Origin of the sequence: Mycobacterium sp. IS-1742 (assembly GCF_001500125.1) — a bacterium.
Taxonomy (GTDB): domain Bacteria; phylum Actinomycetota; class Actinomycetes; order Mycobacteriales; family Mycobacteriaceae; genus Mycobacterium.
In genome coordinates, this window is sequence record NZ_LQIV01000011.1 from 27,957 (window position 1) to 44,884 (window position 16,928).

18 protein-coding genes are annotated in these 16,928 nt (G+C 68.9%); 10 read left to right on the forward strand and 8 right to left on the reverse strand.

Annotation, left to right across the window (positions count from 1 at the left end):
* Positions 1-6: 6 nt before the first annotated feature.
* Positions 7-918, reverse strand: a complete 912-nt coding sequence (locus tag AU196_RS08165) for an SDR family NAD(P)-dependent oxidoreductase (RefSeq protein ID WP_059094609.1) — start codon at positions 916-918, stop codon at positions 7-9.
* 99 nt (positions 919-1,017) lie between these two features.
* Here AU196_RS08165 and AU196_RS08170 point away from each other — a divergent pair, with 99 nt between their 5' ends.
* The 3 genes from AU196_RS08170 (at position 1,018) to AU196_RS08180 (ending at position 4,478) form a co-directional block, all read left to right on the forward strand.
* Complete coding sequence (locus AU196_RS08170; RefSeq protein WP_059094610.1) at positions 1,018-1,593, forward strand: TetR/AcrR family transcriptional regulator; 576 nt, start codon at positions 1,018-1,020, stop codon at positions 1,591-1,593.
* Between the two features lie 189 nt (positions 1,594-1,782).
* Complete coding sequence (gene groL, locus AU196_RS08175) at positions 1,783-3,408, forward strand: chaperonin GroEL (RefSeq protein ID WP_059094611.1); 1,626 nt, start codon at positions 1,783-1,785, stop codon at positions 3,406-3,408.
* Between the two features lie 197 nt (positions 3,409-3,605).
* On the forward strand, positions 3,606-4,478 hold the full coding sequence (locus AU196_RS08180; RefSeq protein WP_059094612.1) for a putative endonuclease domain-containing protein: 873 nt from the start codon (positions 3,606-3,608) through the stop codon (positions 4,476-4,478).
* Between the two features lie 70 nt (positions 4,479-4,548).
* On the opposite strand, the gene AU196_RS08185 is transcribed toward AU196_RS08180, so the two are convergent.
* Positions 4,549-6,270, reverse strand: a complete 1,722-nt coding sequence (locus tag AU196_RS08185; RefSeq protein WP_059094613.1) for an N-acyl-D-amino-acid deacylase family protein — start codon at positions 6,268-6,270, stop codon at positions 4,549-4,551.
* 22 nt (positions 6,271-6,292) lie between these two features.
* Here AU196_RS08185 and AU196_RS08190 point away from each other — a divergent pair, with 22 nt between their 5' ends.
* Genes AU196_RS08190 through AU196_RS08210 form a run of 5 tightly spaced genes read left to right on the forward strand, consistent with a single transcriptional unit; the run spans position 6,293 to position 10,217 of the window.
* Positions 6,293-6,682 (forward strand): VOC family protein, encoded by a 390-nt coding sequence (locus tag AU196_RS08190; protein WP_059094689.1) that lies wholly within the window; start codon positions 6,293-6,295, stop codon positions 6,680-6,682.
* Between the two features lie 23 nt (positions 6,683-6,705).
* The gene (locus AU196_RS08195; protein ID WP_059094614.1) at positions 6,706-7,224 is read left to right on the forward strand and encodes a mycothiol transferase; all 519 of its coding nucleotides are present in this window, start codon (positions 6,706-6,708) and stop codon (positions 7,222-7,224) included.
* 1 nt (position 7,225) lies between these two features.
* Positions 7,226-7,765, forward strand: a complete 540-nt coding sequence (locus AU196_RS08200; RefSeq protein ID WP_059094615.1) for a phosphatase PAP2 family protein — start codon at positions 7,226-7,228, stop codon at positions 7,763-7,765.
* Positions 7,766-7,818: 53 nt separating this feature from the next.
* On the forward strand, positions 7,819-9,336 hold the full coding sequence (locus AU196_RS08205; RefSeq protein ID WP_059094616.1) for an aldehyde dehydrogenase family protein: 1,518 nt from the start codon (positions 7,819-7,821) through the stop codon (positions 9,334-9,336).
* A gap of 17 nt (positions 9,337-9,353) precedes the next feature.
* On the forward strand, positions 9,354-10,217 hold the full coding sequence (locus AU196_RS08210; RefSeq protein WP_059094617.1) for a hypothetical protein: 864 nt from the start codon (positions 9,354-9,356) through the stop codon (positions 10,215-10,217).
* Here the strand turns inward: AU196_RS08210 and AU196_RS08215 are convergent.
* Entirely contained in the window at positions 10,197-11,093 is an 897-nt protein-coding gene (locus tag AU196_RS08215) for a crotonase/enoyl-CoA hydratase family protein (protein WP_059094618.1), read from the reverse strand. The genes AU196_RS08210 and AU196_RS08215 overlap by 21 nt on opposite strands.
* A 42-nt stretch (positions 11,094-11,135) precedes the next feature.
* Here AU196_RS08215 and AU196_RS08220 point away from each other — a divergent pair, with 42 nt between their 5' ends.
* A complete protein-coding gene (locus AU196_RS08220; protein WP_059094619.1) occupies positions 11,136-12,512 on the forward strand; it encodes a cytochrome P450 in 1,377 nt (458 codons plus the stop codon).
* Here the strand turns inward: AU196_RS08220 and AU196_RS08225 are convergent.
* A complete protein-coding gene (locus tag AU196_RS08225; protein WP_059094620.1) occupies positions 12,460-13,314 on the reverse strand; it encodes an SDR family NAD(P)-dependent oxidoreductase in 855 nt (284 codons plus the stop codon). The genes AU196_RS08220 and AU196_RS08225 overlap by 53 nt on opposite strands.
* Positions 13,315-13,401: 87 nt before the next feature.
* On the opposite strand from AU196_RS08225, the gene AU196_RS08230 reads away from it, so the two are divergent.
* Positions 13,402-13,995 (forward strand): TetR/AcrR family transcriptional regulator, encoded by a 594-nt coding sequence (locus AU196_RS08230; protein WP_059094621.1) that lies wholly within the window; start codon positions 13,402-13,404, stop codon positions 13,993-13,995.
* On the opposite strand, the gene AU196_RS08235 is transcribed toward AU196_RS08230, so the two are convergent.
* From AU196_RS08235 to AU196_RS08250, 4 genes are all read right to left on the reverse strand, one after another.
* The gene (locus AU196_RS08235; RefSeq protein ID WP_059094690.1) at positions 13,979-14,203 is read right to left on the reverse strand and encodes an anti-sigma factor family protein; all 225 of its coding nucleotides are present in this window, start codon (positions 14,201-14,203) and stop codon (positions 13,979-13,981) included. The two genes, AU196_RS08230 and AU196_RS08235, sit on opposite strands and share 17 nt — an antisense overlap.
* Positions 14,204-14,214: 11 nt before the next feature.
* Positions 14,215-14,832, reverse strand: a complete 618-nt coding sequence (locus tag AU196_RS08240; protein ID WP_059094622.1) for an RNA polymerase sigma factor — start codon at positions 14,830-14,832, stop codon at positions 14,215-14,217.
* Between the two features lie 32 nt (positions 14,833-14,864).
* Complete coding sequence (locus AU196_RS08245) at positions 14,865-15,347, reverse strand: YkgB family protein (protein ID WP_059094623.1); 483 nt, start codon at positions 15,345-15,347, stop codon at positions 14,865-14,867.
* 87 nt (positions 15,348-15,434) lie between these two features.
* The gene (locus AU196_RS08250; protein WP_059094624.1) at positions 15,435-16,928 is read right to left on the reverse strand and encodes an HNH endonuclease signature motif containing protein; all 1,494 of its coding nucleotides are present in this window, start codon (positions 16,926-16,928) and stop codon (positions 15,435-15,437) included.

Here is a 16,928-nt window from a genome sequence, read left to right on the forward strand (position 1 = left end):
CCGAGACTAGGCCGGGAACGTCACCCCGGTGAGCTCTTCGGAGACCGCCCACAGCCGGCGGGCCAACTCCTCGTCGTGCGACTGGTCGCTGGACTCGACGAGTTTCGGGTATCCACGCGTCTGGCCGAGTCCACCGGGGCCGTAGTACTGCCCGCCCCGCGCGTTCGGGTCGGTGGCGGCCCGCAGCGTCGGTAGTGCCCCCATGGTGGGGCTCTGGGTCAGGAGGCCGATCAGCGGGTTGAAGGCCGACGGCAGATGGAGGTGGCGCATCAGCTCGGTGTTGGACACCCCGGGGTGCGCGGCGAGCGCCATGGTGTCCCGGCCGGCGAGCCGTCGCTGCAGCTCGTAGGTGAACAGCAGGTTGGCCAGCTTCGACTGTCCGTACGCGCCGACACGGTTGTAGCTGCGTTCCCACTGCAGGTCGTCGAAGTGGATCTCGGCGAGGATGCGGTGCCCGACGCTGCTGACCGTCACGACTCGCGAGTTCGGAGTCGCCAGCAGGTTCTCGAGCAGCAGGCCGGTCAGCGCGAAGTGGCCGAGATGGTTGGTGCCGAAGGCGAGCTCGAAGCCGTCCTCGGTGGTCTGCTTCGGCGGGTACATCACGCCGGCGTTGTTGATCAACAGGTCGACCCGCGGGAACTGGGCCTTGAGCGTCTCGGCTGCCGCGCGGACCGAGCGCAGCGATCCCAGGTCGAGGCTCTGCACGGTGACGGTGGCGTCCGGGTGGGCGGCGGTGATCTCGTCGGCGGCCTGCCTGCCCTTCTCGGTGTCGCGGACGGCGAGCACCACCTGCGCGCCGCGACCGGCGAGGGCTTCGGCCGTGGCCAGCCCGAGGCCGGTGTTGGCACCGGTGACGATCGCGGTGCGACCGGACTGGTCGGGGATCTGGTCGGCGGTCCACCGAGAGGATGAAGCCATGGGTTCCTCCTACACTTGAAGCGGAGCGTGCGCTCCGGTTGCTTGTCACTATACGGAACGATCGCTCCGTTTCAATGATTCCCGAACGAGCGGAGGGATATGGCCGAGAACGCCGCGAGGCCGCGACCGCTGCGGGCGGACGCCGCACGCAACCGCGACCGCGTGCTGCGGGTCGCCTACGAGACGTTCGCGGCCGAGGGGCTGACCGTTCCGGTCGACGAGATCGCCCGGCGGGCCGGCGTCGGCGCGGGAACCATCTACCGCCACTTCCCGACCAAGGAGGCGCTCTACACCGCCGTCGTGGAGCACCGTCTGCAGGAGATGGCCGACCTCGGCAGACGGCTGCTGGAGTCGGGCGACCCGGGCGAGGCGCTGTTCGCGTTCCTGCGCGCGATCGCGCTGGAATGGGGCGCCTCCGACCGCGTGCTGATCGATGGGCTGGCGGGGTGGGGGATCGACGTGCACACCGTCGCGCCGGAGGCCGACGCCGCCGCCCGCGCGCTGCTCGGCGAGCTGCTGGCGGCCGCTCAGCGGGCGGGCACGGTTCGCGCCGACATCGGCGTCGGCGAACTCAAGGCGATCCTGGTCGGGTGTCAGGCCATCGGGGCGTACGACGCCGATGTCGCCGAGCGGGCGACGGCCGTGGTGACGGATGGTTTGCGGGCCGGGCGCTGACCCGCGAGACTGCCTTGCACTCTCCCTGACCGAGTGCTAAGAATGCAATTGGCACTCGCGACCGGCGAGTGCTAGGTCGGGACGGTGAGGCGAGGGTCCGCACCTGCGGGGCACACCCAAGCCGTCCGTCGCGGGCACTGGATCCGACCGACGAGAACGTGCATCCGTTATCGGAGGAAACACTTCGCAATGGCCAAGACAATTGCGTACGACGAAGAGGCCCGTCGCGGCCTCGAGCGGGGCCTCAACGCCCTCGCCGACGCGGTAAAGGTGACGCTGGGCCCCAAGGGTCGCAACGTCGTTCTGGAGAAGAAGTGGGGCGCCCCCACGATCACCAACGATGGCGTGTCCATCGCCAAGGAGATCGAGCTGGAGGACCCGTACGAGAAGATCGGCGCTGAGCTGGTCAAAGAGGTCGCCAAGAAGACCGACGACGTCGCAGGCGACGGCACCACCACCGCCACCGTGCTCGCCCAGGCGCTCGTCCGCGAGGGTCTGCGCAACGTGGCCGCCGGTGCCAACCCGCTCGGTCTGAAGCGCGGCATCGAGAAGGCCGTCGAGAAGGTCACCGAGACGCTGCTGAAGTCGGCCAAGGAGGTCGAGACCAAGGAGCAGATCGCGGCCACCGCCGGCATCTCCGCCGGTGACCAGTCCATCGGCGACCTGATCGCCGAGGCCATGGACAAGGTCGGCAACGAGGGTGTCATCACCGTCGAGGAGTCCAACACCTTCGGCCTGCAGCTCGAGCTCACCGAGGGTATGCGCTTCGACAAGGGCTACATCTCGGGTTACTTCGTCACCGACGCCGAGCGTCAGGAAGCGGTCCTCGAGGATCCCTACATCCTGCTGGTGTCGTCGAAGATCTCGACCGTCAAGGATCTGCTCCCGCTGCTGGAGAAGGTCATCCAATCCGGCAAGCCGCTGCTGATCATCGCCGAGGACGTCGAGGGCGAGGCCCTGTCGACCCTGGTCGTGAACAAGATCCGTGGCACCTTCAAGTCCGTCGCCGTCAAGGCCCCGGGCTTCGGTGACCGCCGCAAGGCGATGCTGCAGGACATGGCCATCCTCACCGGTGGTCAGGTCATCAGCGAAGAGGTCGGCCTGTCCCTGGAGACCGCCGACATCTCGCTGCTGGGCCAGGCCCGCAAGGTAGTCATCACCAAGGACGAGACCACGATCGTGGAGGGTGCCGGCGACGCCGAGGCCATCCAGGGCCGGGTGGCTCAGATCCGCGCCGAGATCGAGAACAGCGACTCGGACTACGACCGCGAGAAGCTGCAGGAGCGCCTGGCCAAGCTGGCCGGCGGTGTTGCGGTGATCAAGGCCGGCGCTGCCACCGAGGTGGAGCTCAAGGAGCGCAAGCACCGCATCGAGGACGCCGTCCGCAACGCGAAGGCGGCCGTCGAGGAGGGCATCGTCGCCGGTGGCGGCGTGGCTCTGCTGCAGTCCGCCCCGTCGCTCGAGGAGCTCAACCTCAGCGGTGACGAGGCGACCGGTGCCAACATCGTGCGTGTCGCGCTGTCGGCTCCGCTCAAGCAGATCGCCTTCAATGGTGGCCTCGAGCCCGGCGTCGTCGCCGAGAAGGTCACCAACTCGCCCGCCGGCACCGGCCTCAACGCCGCGACCGGTGAGTACGAGGATCTGCTCAAGGCCGGCGTGGCCGACCCGGTGAAGGTGACCCGCTCGGCGCTGCAGAACGCAGCCTCGATCGCGGCGCTCTTCCTCACCACCGAGGCCGTCGTCGCCGACAAGCCGGAGAAGGCCGCCGCACCCGCCGGCGACCCGACCGGTGGCATGGGCGGTATGGACTTCTAAGTCCTTTCTGGAGAAGGCCCGGTCCCGTTCGCGGGGCCGGGCTTTTCCGTGTCTGCCGGTCGCCCTCGCCGAGTGTGCGGTTTCATCCGCAACCCGCCGCGACGGGCGTATCGATCCGCACACTCGACGCCCGTGGGCTGTGGATAACTCGGCGGCGAGTACCGGAAATCGTCGGGGGCCGCTGAGACCGTCCGGCCATGCAACAGGTCAACGGCCCGTTCCTGGCACGCGAGGCGCTCGACAACGGCCTCCTCACCTTTCGGGAACTGCGGCGGTTCCATCACGCGGACTTTCCCGGCGTGTGGGTGCTCCGCGGCAGCGACCTGTCGATGGATCAACTCGCTCACGCGGCGTGGCTCTGGTCCGGCCGCAGAGCGGTGGTCGCGGGACTGGCGGCGTCGGCGATGCACGGTGCCAAGTGGATCGAACCGGGCGCGCCTGTCGAGCTCGTCCACACCAATCGACGTCCGCCCGCCGGCGTCGTGGTCCGCACGGAAACGCTTGCGCCCGAGGAGGTCCGAACTGTCGGCCTGCTGCCCGTCACCTCGGCGAGCCGCACGGTGTTCGATCTCGGGAGACGCCTGGGGCTGAACGAGGGTGTGCAACGCATCGACGCGCTGCTGAACGCCACTGACGTCAAGATCGCCGATGTCGAGGCGGTGATCGCGCGGCATCCCGGCGTCCGTGGACTGCGACAATTGCGTGAGACGCTCACCCTGGTCGACGGGGGAGCAGAGTCGCCCTACGAATCCCTCACCCGACTCATCCTCGTGCAGGCCGGGTTCCCGCCGCCGCAGACGCAGATCCGGGTCTGCGACGAGCACGGATACGTCTTCGCGCGCATCGACATGGGTTGGCCGGAGTACCTCGTCGGCGTGGATTTCGAAGGCGCGCATCACTGGACGGACGCGAAGCAGCGGTCCGGTGACGTCGTGCGATACACCCGACTGGCGGAGATGGGATGGATCGACGTCAGGCTGATCAGCGGCATCCTGCACACCCGCAGGCGGTGGTTTCTCGACCAGGTCGGCGCCGCGCTCGTATCGCGTGGATGCCCGAAGACGTGGTGAGTGTGCGGATCAATACCCCCACCCCGGCGCGTCGCGTATGAAACCGCACAGTCGCGGGGGTGCGCGTCCACTAGGCCGGCGCCGGTTGCCGTCCGCGGATCAGTCTCCCCGGCCGCGCGTCGGTCGGCACACCCCGCTCCGCGATCACGACGCCGCTGACGACGGTGGCGACGTAGCCGTCGGCGGTCTGGTCGAGTCGCTTGCCCCCGGCGGGCAGGTCATGCACGACAACAGGTTTGTGCAGGCGCAGGGCGGCGTGGTCGATGACGTTGAGATCGGCCTTGTACCCGACGGCGATGCGGCCGCGGTCGGCCAGCCCGGCGACACCCGCGGGCACCGACGTCAGTTCCCGCACCGCCTCGGACACCGACAACCGGCCGGCCGACCGGTCCCGCGTCCAGTGCGCCAGTACGAACGTGGGAAAGCTTGCATCGCAGATCATCCCGTAGTGCGCGCCACCGTCGCCGAGGCCCAGCACCACGTCGTCGCGGCGCATCAGTCGCCCCACCGTGTCGAGCGAGTTGTTCTCGTAGTTGCCCAGTGCGAGCAGCATCATGGCGTGCCCGTCGTCGTCGAGCAGCCGGTCGTAGGCCTCCTCGACCGGGCTCACCCCACGCGCCGCGGCGCGGGCCGCGATGGAGGTCGATGCGGCCGGCTCGTAGTCGGGGTCGTCGCCGAGCGGGAAGATCCAGTTCCACGCCTGCACCATGAACATCAGCGGATGTCCGGGATTCGACGGCGTGTCGTTCAGGATGCGTTCGCGCACTTCGGGTTTGCGCATCTCGGCGACGCGTTCGGCCAGCGGCAGCCCGGCGATCTCCTGATAGCTCGGGTACATGACGAACGGGTTGCCGCTCACCTCGAGGCCGATCACCATGCCGATCGGCCGGGGGAACATCTGCGCGGTGACGGATCCGCCCGCGGAGTTGAACTTCTCGACCAGGTTCATCGCCTGCGGCCAGACAGGATCGCCGGTGTTGCCGGTGAGGAGCGAGAACGTCACCGGCAGCCCGACGTCCGCGGCGACCTCGAACACCTGCCGCAGCACGGTCTCATACCCACCGGCAGGGATGTCCGGGACGAACTGCAGCAGCCCGCCGCCGCCGTCGGCCACTCCCGCGGCGATCGCCGCGATCTCGGCCTGCGCCGCGTCGTAGGTCGGGATCGGCGATCCGCTCGAGGTCTTGTGCAGTGCGAACCGCGACGAGGCGAACCCGAGCGCACCCGCCTGCACCGCCTCCTTCGCCAGCGACCGCATCCGCGCCAGGTCCTCGTCGGTCGCCGGTTCGCGGTCCGCACCCCGCCGGCCCATCGTGTACACCCGCAGTGGCGAATGCGGCAGGTACGCCGCCACGTCGATGTCGCGGGCGCGCGCGTCCACCGCGTCGAGGTACTGCGGGAAGGTCTCCCAGTCCCACGGCAGCCCGTCGACCATCACCACCCCGGGGATGTCCTCGACGCCGGCCATCACGTCGACGAGCACGTCGTGGTCCTCCGGCCGGCACGGCGCGAAACCCACCCCGCAGTTGCCCATCACCGCGGTGGTCACCCCGTGCGCCGACGACGGCGTCATCCGGTCCGACCAGATGGCCTGCCCGTCGTAGTGGGTGTGCAGGTCGACGAAACCGGGTGTGACGAGCAGGCCGGTGGCGTCGATCTCCCGCTCACCCGGCCCGTCGACGGCGCCGACCGAGGTGATCACCCCGTCGCGCACCGCGACGTCGCCGACGAACGGTTCACCGCCGAGGCCGTCGACGATCGTGCCGTTGCGGATGACGAGATCGAATGTCATACCCCGAATGTACGGTGACGAGGTGATCGATCACTTCGGAATCAACTGCGCCGACTTCGACAGGTCAAAAGAGTTCTACGACAAGGTGCTCGGCGTCCTGGGCTACACGCGCCAGATGGATTTCGGGGTGGCCGTCGGCTACGGCACCGAGGGCCATCCCGATTTCTGGATCGCCGACATGAACGCGGGCAACGTGCCCGGGCCGAACCGCGAGATCCACGTCGGGTTCGCGGCCAAGGACCCCGAGAGCGTGCAGGCGTTCTATCGCACCGCGCTGGCGCTCGGCGCCGAACCGCTGCACGAGCCGCGGCTGTGGCCGGAGTATCACGAGAACTACTACGGCGCATTCGTCCGCGACCCGGACGGCAACAACGTCGAGGCCGTCTTCCACGGCGGCGGCCCGCGGACCTGACCTTCGCTGGGTAGGTTGGCGGTATGCCTGACTCGGATGCGGCCGCCGCCCGCGAACTGCTGCGTGACTCGTTCACCCGCCTGATCGAGCACGTCGAGGCTCTCACCGACGACCTGACCGACGAGGTGGCGCTCTACCGTCCTACCGCGACGGCCAACAGCATCGCGTGGTTGCTGTGGCACAGCGCCCGGGTCCAGGACGCCCAGCTCTGCGAGATCGCCGGCGTCGAACAGGTGTGGACCCGGGAAGGCTGGGTCGACCAGTTCGCCCTCGACCTGCCGCGCGAGGACACCGGCTACGGCCACCGCCCCGACGATGTCGGCAAGGTGCGGGTGTCGGCCGATCTGCTGGCCGGCTACTACTCCGCGGTGCACAAGATGACGTTGGCCTACATCGCGTCCGTGACGCCCGAGGACCTCGCCGAGATCGTCGACCGCCGCTGGGACCCGCCGGTCACGGCTGGCGCCCGGTTGGTCAGCATCATCGACGACTGTGCCCAGCACCTCGGTCAGGCCGCCTACATCCAGGGCATCTCACGCTGAGATGAGGACTGCGCTGCAGTGGTGGCCGGCGGTCGCCGTCACCGGGTTGTTCGCGCTCGGCTGGCTGGTGGGCAAGGGTTCCACGCCGTTCGACAGCCGACTGCTGGCTGTCGACGCACCGGACCGGCTGCTGACGTTCGTGGAGGCGCCGGTTCAGGTGGCGGTGCTCGGCGCCGCGGTGGCCTACGCGCTGTGGCGCAGACGGTGGCGGCTGGCCGTGTTGGCGGCGCTGTGCCCGCCGGTGGCCGTCGTCTCCGCGCAGTTGCTCAAGCGCGTCTTCGGCCGCACCCGCGACGGTGAGCTCGCCTACCCCAGCGGACACATCACGGCGCTGGTGGTGGTTGCCGGGATGGTCGTGCTCGTGGCCGGTGGCCGGCTGTGGGCGGTCGTGGCCGCGGCGGTGGCCGTCGTGGTCGGCATGGTGCTGGTCGGGATGTCGTTCCACTACTTCACCGACACCGTCGGCGCGTTGTTGCTCGGCAGCGCCTATGTCGCGGCGGCCGCCCGCCTGGTCACCCGCACACCCCTGCGCGTTACTTGACAGGTGTCAACCCCGGTGCGACCTGCGTCACAGTGGGTGGTTAACATAGCCCTATGACCGCGACGCCAGAAGTTGATGCGCTCGAGAACAGCACCATCCGCAATCCGGCGACGGGCGCCGTCGCCGGGCAGGTGCGCTGGACCGATCCCGCCGACGTGCCCAGGATCGCCGCCGGGCTGCGGACCGCCCAGAAGGAGTGGGAGGCCCGCGGGGCGAAGGGCCGTGCCAAAGTGCTGGCCCGCTACGCGGTGTGGCTGGGCGAGCACCGCGCCGAGATCGAGGACCTGCTGATCAAGGAGACCGGCAAGTCCGCCGTCGACGCGGCCCAGGAAGTGCCGCTGATCCTCATGATCACCTCGTACTACATCCGCACCATGGAGAAGGCGCTGGCGCCGGATTCGCGTCCGGCCGCACTGCCGTTCCTGGCGATCAAGAAGATCAGCGTGCACTACCGGCCGCGGGCGGTGGTGGGGATCATCGCGCCGTGGAACTACCCCGTCGCCAACGCGCTGATGGACGCGATCGGCGCCCTGGCCGCCGGGTGTGCGGTGCTGCTCAAGCCGTCCGAGCGCACCCCGCTGACCGCCGAACTGCTGCTGCGCGGCTGGCAGGACTCCGGCGCCCCCGAGGTTCTGGCGCTCGCACAGGGCGCCCGCGAGGTGTCCGAGGCGGTCATCGACAACTCCGAGTTCATCCAGTTCACCGGATCCAGCGCCACCGGCGCCAAGGTGATGGAACGCGCCGCGCGCCGCCTCACCCCGGTCAGCCTCGAGCTCGGCGGCAAGGATCCGATGATCGTGCTCGAGGACGCCGACGTGGATCTCGCCGCGCACGCCGCGGTGTGGGGTGCGATGTTCAACGCCGGCCAGACGTGTGTGTCGGTGGAGCGGGTGTACGTCCTCGAGTCGGTCTACGACCAGTTCGTCGACGCCGTCGTCCGCGACGTGAAGAACCTCAAGATGGGCGCCGGGGAGGGCAACCACGTCGGGGCGCTCATCGACGACGGTCAGGTGTCGGTCACCGAGCGCCACGTCGAGGACGCGATAGCCAAGGGCGCCAAGGCGCTCACCGGCGGGAAACGGCGCAGCGGCCCGGGCAGCTTCTACGAGCCGACGGTGCTCGTCGACGTCGACCACTCGATGGCCTGTATGACCGAGGAGACCTTCGGCCCCACGCTGCCGATCATGAAGGTCGCGTCGGTGGAGGAGGCCGTCCGCCTGGCCAACGACAGCCCTTACGGCCTGTCGGCCGCGGTGTTCTCCAGGGACATCGAGCGCGCGAAATCCGTTGCGCTGCAGCTGGAGTGCGGCGGTGTCAACGTCAACGACGTGATCTCCAACCTGATGTGCACCACAGCGCCGATGGGCGGCTGGAAGACCTCGGGCATCGGCGCGCGGTTCGGTGGGCCCGAAGGGTTGCGCAAGTACTGCCGGATCGAGACGGTGGTGGCGCCGCGGACCAACGTCGGCGCCGGCGGCAACTACTACGACAACTCGCCCAAGGCGCTCAAGCGGATGAACACGATGATGACCAAGCTCGCGTTGATCCGTCCCCGCCGCATGGCCAAGTAGGGCGCCGGTCCCACCGCGTGCGGTTCGTTCTGACAGCCCTGCTGTGGCTGCTGACGACGGTGCTGCTGGCTGTCGCCGTGCCCGCGGTGTGGGCGCAGCAGCACCTCGTCAGTGAACAGGGGTACGCCGACCTCGCCGAGTCGGCGGCCACCGACACACGCCTGCGGGACGCGATGGCCGACGAACTCACGAACCAGATCACCGCGCTCGCCGCCGACCGCGGGTACGGCCTCAACGAGACGCTGGTGCACCAGGTCACGTCGGCCTACACCGGCAACTCCGGCTTTCCCGGGCAGTTCGCGCAGGCCAACCGCATCGCGCACCGCTGGATGTTCTCCGACGACATTCCGCAGGCCAACAATGACGATCAGTGGCTGATCGACATCGCGCCGATGCTGTCGGATTCGTCGCTGGCGGCGACGCTGGGCAACCTCGACCTCGATGTGCCCGACACGCTGATGGTCCCGGTCACCGTGCCGTCGCCCGAACTGCGGCCGGGCCGTCTGCAGGCCGTGGCGACGTGGGGGCCGTGGGTCAGCACCGGGGTCGCGGTGCTGGCGGCGGTGTGCGCGCTGCTCACCCTGGCGAGTTCGCGCCGGCGGGGCAAAGGGTTGGCGGCACTTGGCGTTTCGGCGCTGCTGGTCGGAGCCGCCGGATGGGCGGGGCTGGAGGTGGCCGACGGTTACCTCGACGACGCGCTCAACCGCACCGAGGGCAACTTCCGCCGGATCGCCGACGAGATGGTCCTGCACGCCGAGGACAGCCTGCACCACTGGCTGAACCTGACACTGGCCGCCGGAGCGGCGCTCGTGGCCGCCGGGGTGGTGGTCTCGATGCTCGGGGGTCTGCGGCGCACCCCGTCAGGGTTCGATCACGTGTGACGGGTCCGGGCGCCGGTGCGGCGGCGCCTGGCTGTAGTCACCCCACGGACCGTCGCGCCGTTCGACCGCGGCACGGACGCCCTGCGACTCTGCCGTCGCGATGAACTCCAGCGCCTCGGGGGTGTTGCGCATCAACCCGTCGAGGATGCCGCCGAGGGTCTGCGTGGAGGCGAGCCCCATGTTCTCGTAGGCCTGATTGACGATCAGCTTCTGAGCCTGCAACTGGGACAACGGAATTCGGGTCAGCTTCGCCGCCACCTCGGCCACCCGCGCCTCGAGCCGTTCGAACGGCACCGACTCGTTGATCAGTTCGACCGCCGCGGCCTCCACGCCGGTCAGCGGTTCACCGGTCAGCGAATGCCACTTCACCTTGGCCAGGCTCAGACGGTAGAGCCACATCCCGGTCAGGTAGGCGCCCCACATCCGGGCGTACGGCGTGCCGATGACCGCGTCGTCGCTGGCGATCACGATGTCGGCGCACAGCGCGTAATCGCTCGCGCCGCCGACACACCACCCGTGGACCTGCGCGATGACGGGTTTCGACGCCCGCCAGATCGCCATGAACTTTCCGGTCGGTGCGGTCGCGCGACCGGTGACGAACGCGAAGTCCTTACCCGGGTCCCAGTGCCCGTCACTGTTCATCGACTCGTCCCAGTGCGCGAACCCGCCGCCGAAGTCATAGCCACCCGAGAACGCGCGGCCCGCACCGCGCAGCACGATGACCTTGACCTGCGGATCCCGCTCGGCGAGCGCGATCGCGGCCTCGATCTCGTCGGGCATCGGCGGCACGATCGTGTTCAGGTGATCAGGCCGGTTCAGCGTGATGGTCGCGACGGCGGCGTCGGTGCGGTAGAGCAGCGTCTCGAACTCGGGCATGCGTGCAGTTTGGCAGGGTGCGGGCCGGGGAAATGCGAGTTCATGGGAGCGCGCGCGCATCGACTGACGGGGGCGAGGGCCGCTGCGACGCTGGCCGACCTGGGCTCGGCGTCGATCGCCGCCGGGGTGATCGCACGGCGCAAACCCGCAGTCCGGGCACTGGAGACCGTGCAGGCCGACGCCAGGGCGGTGCGCCGGATGCGGCAGCTGCGGGAGGAGTTCGGCGCGGGTCCCGTCGAATTGGTGCTTCCCGGCCGGCGCATGGTGGTGGTCCTCGACCCCGACGACGTCGGCCGCGTCCTCGCCGGAGCGCCCGACCCGTTCCACCCGGCCAACCGCGAGAAGCGCAAGGCCCTCGAGTGGTTCCAGCCTCACGGCGTGCTGATCTCGCAGGGCCCGATCCGTCAGCAGCGACGTGTCCTCAACGACTCGGCGCTCGACTCGGGTGCCGAGATGCACCGGCTCGCCGGCGCGTTCGCCGACGTGATCACCGCTGAGGCGCGCGAGCTGGTGAGCGCGGTGGCCGCGCGCGGCACCATGGACGCCGATCAGTTCATGGCCGCGTGGTGGCGAATCGTTCGCCGGATAGCCCTGGGTGACCGTGCCCGCGACGACGACGAGATCACCGATGCCCTGCTCCGGCTGCGCAGGGCGGGGAACTGGTCGTTCCTGGCGCTACCGCACTACCGCAAGCGCGCGAAGTTCCTCGAGCGGCTCTACGAGTATGTCGAGGACCCCCAGATCGGCACGCTGGCGGCCGCGGTGGCCGAGGTGCCCACCTGCGGTGCGGTGGACCCGGTGGGCCAGTTGCCGCAGTGGTTGTTCGCCTTCGACGCGGCGGGGATGGCGCAGCTGCGCGCGCTGGCCGCACTGGCCACCCATTCCGTGGCCATGGTCCGGGCGATCGAGGACGCCGCCGAACCGGATCAGCTGCGGATGCGGCCGTTCCTGCGCGCGTGCGTGCTGGAGTCGGTGCGGTTGTGGCCGACCACGCCGACGATCCTGCGGGACACCACCGAGCGCACCACGTGGCGTGACGGTGCGATCACCATCGAGAAGGGCGCCGGGGTGATGGTTGTGACCCCCGCGTTCCACCGCGACCCCGACCTGCTGCCGTTCGCGCATGATTTCGTGCCCGACATCTGGCTCGACGGACGCGCCCGCTCCTACCCGCAGCTGGTGCCGTTCTCCGCCGGCCCCGCCGAGTGCCCGGGACGCAATCTGGTCCTTTTCGCGACGAGCACGCTGCTGGCGAATCTGTTGAGCGGTCTGGACTTCCGGCTGTCGTCGACGCCGCAGCTGTCGGCGGACGAACCGCTGCCGGTGACGCTGAACCAGTACGGGGTGGAGTTCACCGTCGAGCCGGTCACCGCACCAGAGTTGCGCCCCCATCGAGCCGAATCTGCTGGCCGGTCATGAACCGCGACTCGTCGGCGAGCAGATACACCGCGGCGTAGGCGCTCTCCCACACGCTGCCGCGGCCCATCTTGAGCTTGACCACCTCGTTGTGCCGCGCCGTCGCCTCGTCGGCGTCCAGGCCGAACAGCGACTGCGAATCCCGGTTGGCCAGAACGGAGTTGATGGGACCCAGCATCAGCGTGTTGACGCGGATGCCCGCCGCGGCGTACTGCACGGCGGTGAGTTCGGTGATCTGGTTCAGCCCGCTCTTGCCCAGTGCGTAGGGCATGATGCCGATGTTCAACCCGAGTTCGTTCTTGACGCTTGCGATCGACGAGATGTTGACGATGCTGCCCGTGGTGTCACCGTCGTTGCGCTCCATGCACTGCGCGGCGAAGAGATTGCAGTGGAAGCAGCCGAGCATGTTGACGTTAATGCCGTGGTTGAAGTTCTCGACGGTCATCGAGTTCGTCTCGAGGTCGAACGGCGGATTGGTCGCCACGCTGTAGACCATGCCGTCGACCCGGCCGCTCGTCGCCATCGCGGTGTCGAAGATGCGCCGGCAGTCGTCCTCGTCGGCGACATCCGCCTCGACGGCGTACGCGCTGCCGCCTTCGGCGACGATCATCTCGACCGTCTCCTTCACCGCTGCGGGGTTCAGGTCGACGGCCACCACCTCGGCGCCGTGGCGCGCGGCCAGGATGGAGATGGCGCGCCCGTTGCCCATGCCGGGGCCGGGGCTCTGTCCCGCTCCCACCACGACGACGACCTTGCCGGTCAGGTCGAATGCTGTGCGGCCCCTGGAGCTGAAGTCCACGGACATGGTCCTCCTCGTTGACGTGGCTGGCGCGTCTCTCCTGACCAAACGTACAGCAGATTCCTGTACGAATGGTCAGGTAAGGTGCCCGGTGTGACCGGTCAGACACCCGGCGGGCCGACCCGGCAGCGCCTCATCGACGTGGCGATCGAGCTTTTCCAACAGCACAGCGTGGCCGGCACCTCACTGCAGATGATCTCCGATGAGCTGGGCCTGACGAAGTCCGCGATCTACCACCACTTCCGCACTCGCGACGAGCTGCTGAGCGCCGTCATGGAACCCCTCATCGCCGAGGTGGTCGCGCTCCTGGACGCCGCCGAGGCCCGCTCGGGCCCCCGCGCACGCGCCGAACACCTGCTCGCCGGCTACGCCGCGCTGGCCGCCTCTCGCCGCGAGTTGATCCCGCTGCTCACCGGCGACCCCGGCGTCACTGCTCTGCTGCGGGTCCGCGCGGACTGGAGCGCGGTCGTCGACCGTCAGATGGCTGTGTTCGCCGCGCTCGAACCCGGCCTGGGCGGGCAGGTGAAAGCCGCGCTGGTGATGTCGGGGATCGCGTCGGCCGCGGGCGGCGACTACGGCACCGTCGACGAGGCGGACCTGCGCGACGCGCTGATCGCGGCGGGGCGGCGCACCCTCGGACTGCGGGCGCCGCACGGCCGATCGGACCGGCTCAGCTCCAGTCCTTGAACGCATCGAGCAGCCGGGTACGGAAGGTGGGATCGAGGTCGTCGTCGGGGACCTTCCCCAAGGTCGACACGGTGGTCCGGAACTGCTGCAGATAGTTCGTGCAGCCGTCGCACTCGAGCAGGTGCAGGTCGAACCGGGCCCGTGTCTCGTGGTCGAGGGACTCGTCGAGATAGGCGGTCACGAGCTCGACGAGTTCGTTGCAGTTCATCGCTCCGGTGGTCACGTCACGTCTTTCATGTAGTCCTCGAGGACCTGCCGTACGGCCGACCGGCCGCGGTGCAGGAGTACGCGCTGGTTGGCCGCGCTCAGGTCCAGTAGATCGCGGACTTCCTCGGAGCTGAAGCCCAGCATGTCGCGAAGGGTGACGACCACACGTTGGCGCTCGGGAAGTCCATCGAGCGCATGACGTGCGACGTCGGTCAGTTCTCGGCCGAGCGCCGAACCCTCGGGTGTGTCGGGAAATGGCGAGGGGACCTCGTGCTCGCGCCAGTGGCCGGGCCACTCGTCACCGGTCGGCCGGAACCGCGCCGGGTCGACCGTGGGTGTGGCTGCGCCGTCGCGGCTCTCGCGGATGCCGCGTGCCTTCGCGATGTTGACCAGCACGGTGAACAGCCACGTGCGCAGGGATGATCTGCCTTCGAATCCGTCGATGCCCTTGAGCAACGCGATCCAGGTGTCCTGAACGACCTCTTCGGCGGTCTCGTGCGTCCGGACGTAGCCGCGCGCGACCCGCAGCATCGACGGGGTGTGACGATCGACCAGCTCGGCGAAAGCGGCCTCATCGCGGTGGCGTAACGCCGCGATGAGGTCGCTTTCGTCGATTGCCTGGCGGGTCATCTGGGGCAGAGCGTAGGCGCTCGACAGGCGATCTACCGGTGCTTCAGCGCATCGGCCAACGTCCATACCGCCACACCCAGCAGCGCGACGTCCTTGATCAGGAACTGACCGGTGGACGACAACATCGGGAAGCCGCCCGCCGAGGCCTCGAAGACGCCGGGGGTGGTGAACAGGAAGCTCAGGGTCGCGACGAACAGTCCGATCGCGATGACGCTGCCGATCGCGGAGATCCTCGGCCACCAGGGCTTGACCGCCAGCAGAACCGCGGCCGCGACCTCGACTACGCCCAGCAGCGCGGAGAAGGCCGTGACCGAGAAGATGGCGTAGGCCCAGCTCATCAACGGGCTGTTCGCGACGAGTGGCTGAATGCCGTTGGCTTCGAAGGCCGTGAACTTCATCAGCCCGATCCACGCGATGACGACCACGAGGCCATAGCGCGGGAGTAGGGCGCCCAACCGGTCGACGGCCGGCAGGACTTTGGTGGACAACGTGGCGGGTGCGGTGAAGGTCGTCATGATCGTTCCTCTCGAATGGCGGTGCAGTACACGCTGTAGTGCACCGCCACCCGCCATCCGTTACACCGGGATGGTTCCCGGGGTGCCCTAGTGGGGTGGGGGTCGGTCGCGTTGGGCAGCGGCTCGGTGTGCGGCGTTGTGGTCGCGTTCGGCTTTGAGGCGTGCGGTGTAGTCGGCGGCGCGGGTGCGTCGTCGTTTGGGCATCTTGGCGCTGCGGTCGGGGTCGGGCGGTGGCTGTGGCGGCGGCGGTAGCTCGGTGGTGGTGGTGTCCCAGGTGGGGAAGAACAATCGGCTACCGGGGGTGGTGGTGTAGCGCTGCCCGGCTGGGCTCGTCCAGAGCACGGTGCCGTCGGGGAACTGTTCGTCACACCAGCCGTCCCAGAAGGTCTTGGCCAGATGGTGGGTGCGGCATTTGCAGTTCAGGTTCGAGGCGTGGGTGGGCCCGTAGGGCCAGGGCACGACGTGGTCGATGTCGCAGCGTTCGGCGGGCACGTCACAGCCGGGGAACCGGCAGAACAGGTCGCGGGCGCGCACGAACGCGGCCAGCTTGGCCGAGGGCCGGTAGTGCGGTTCGGGATCCGGTCCGGGCAGCCACAGTTGTTTGATCGCCGCGCCGTTGCGGATCGCCTCGGCCAACGCCACGAGCGGCAGCACCTTCCCGCCGGGCAGTACCGCGACGCCGGAATCCTGCGGGCACGGCCGAGGTTCAGACATCTCAGGTTCTTTTGCCCGCTTCTCGTGTTGGGCGTGGTCTTCGGTGGCGATCAATTGTTGGGCCGCCTCCACTGCGGCCGGGTCGGCGATCACCGAGATGACCACATTGGATTTCGGCGGCGCCGATTCCGCGCACGCGGGTGCCCCGCATCGGCACGGCAGCCGATCGTGACCCTGGATGATCGCCCCCACCGCACACGACCGCCGCTCAGGCACCGTGCGTGGGTCGTTGTCGCAGAGGCCTTTGAGCATCGCGTCGATCCGCGCTGAGAGCACCGCGGCGTCACAGCCCAGCAGGTGTCCGTAGACCGAGACGAGTTCGTCAGGGTCCTCACAGGACCCAACCCGAAAGTCCCGCTTCTTGACGGCCTCCTTCGCCCGCATCACCGCGTCGGGGTCGTATCGGGTGATCAGCGCGTCGATGGCGCGCGTCAACCGCTGCTCCGACAACGGCCCCCAGCGCAGCGCCTTCTCGGCCAGCGCGGCATCGAGCAGCGCCAATACCTGCTCGTCGTCGACCAGGCGGGTGCGCCAGGTGATTTCCGAGACCAGTCGGGCACTCAGCCGGCCCTGCAGATACAACGCCCCCAGTTTGGGTAGCCGGTCGCGCAACGCGACCGCGATCCGCATCTGCCCCGACGCCCGCCGCTGCCCGATGGTCAACGCCGCCCCCACCTCGGACGCGACCGCAGCCCAGGAGTCGTACACCCAGTCGTCATGCTCCGCGTCGAAAGTCACCGTCGAGTGCACCAACTCCGCGATCGCGGCCAGCTTGCGCGCCCCCGCCTGCGCCTCCTCCCGCGCGGCCTGCTCGACCGCAGCGACCAACGCCGACTCGGCGAGCCCCGCGAACACTGTATCGAACAT

Bases quoted from the DNA above. Each gene is read 5' to 3' on its own strand.
- AU196_RS08165 (WP_059094609.1), bottom strand. From the start codon at position 918: ATGGCTTCATCCTCTCGGTGGACCGCCGACCAGATCCCCGACCAGTCC.
- AU196_RS08170 (WP_059094610.1), top strand. From the start codon at position 1,018: ATGGCCGAGAACGCCGCGAGGCCGCGACCGCTGCGGGCGGACGCCGCA.
- groL (WP_059094611.1), top strand. From the start codon at position 1,783: ATGGCCAAGACAATTGCGTACGACGAAGAGGCCCGTCGCGGCCTCGAG.
- AU196_RS08180 (WP_059094612.1), top strand. From the start codon at position 3,606: ATGCAACAGGTCAACGGCCCGTTCCTGGCACGCGAGGCGCTCGACAAC.
- AU196_RS08185 (WP_059094613.1), bottom strand. From the start codon at position 6,270: ATGACATTCGATCTCGTCATCCGCAACGGCACGATCGTCGACGGCCTC.
- AU196_RS08195 (WP_059094614.1), top strand. From the start codon at position 6,706: ATGCCTGACTCGGATGCGGCCGCCGCCCGCGAACTGCTGCGTGACTCG.
- AU196_RS08200 (WP_059094615.1), top strand. From the start codon at position 7,226: ATGAGGACTGCGCTGCAGTGGTGGCCGGCGGTCGCCGTCACCGGGTTG.
- AU196_RS08205 (WP_059094616.1), top strand. From the start codon at position 7,819: ATGACCGCGACGCCAGAAGTTGATGCGCTCGAGAACAGCACCATCCGC.
- AU196_RS08215 (WP_059094618.1), bottom strand. From the start codon at position 11,093: ATGCCCGAGTTCGAGACGCTGCTCTACCGCACCGACGCCGCCGTCGCG.
- AU196_RS08220 (WP_059094619.1), top strand. From the start codon at position 11,136: ATGGGAGCGCGCGCGCATCGACTGACGGGGGCGAGGGCCGCTGCGACG.
- AU196_RS08225 (WP_059094620.1), bottom strand. From the start codon at position 13,314: ATGTCCGTGGACTTCAGCTCCAGGGGCCGCACAGCATTCGACCTGACC.
- AU196_RS08235 (WP_059094690.1), bottom strand. From the start codon at position 14,203: ATGAACTGCAACGAACTCGTCGAGCTCGTGACCGCCTATCTCGACGAG.
- AU196_RS08240 (WP_059094622.1), bottom strand. From the start codon at position 14,832: ATGACCCGCCAGGCAATCGACGAAAGCGACCTCATCGCGGCGTTACGC.
- AU196_RS08245 (WP_059094623.1), bottom strand. From the start codon at position 15,347: ATGACGACCTTCACCGCACCCGCCACGTTGTCCACCAAAGTCCTGCCG.
- AU196_RS08250 (WP_059094624.1), bottom strand. From the start codon at position 16,928: ATGTTCGATACAGTGTTCGCGGGGCTCGCCGAGTCGGCGTTGGTCGCT.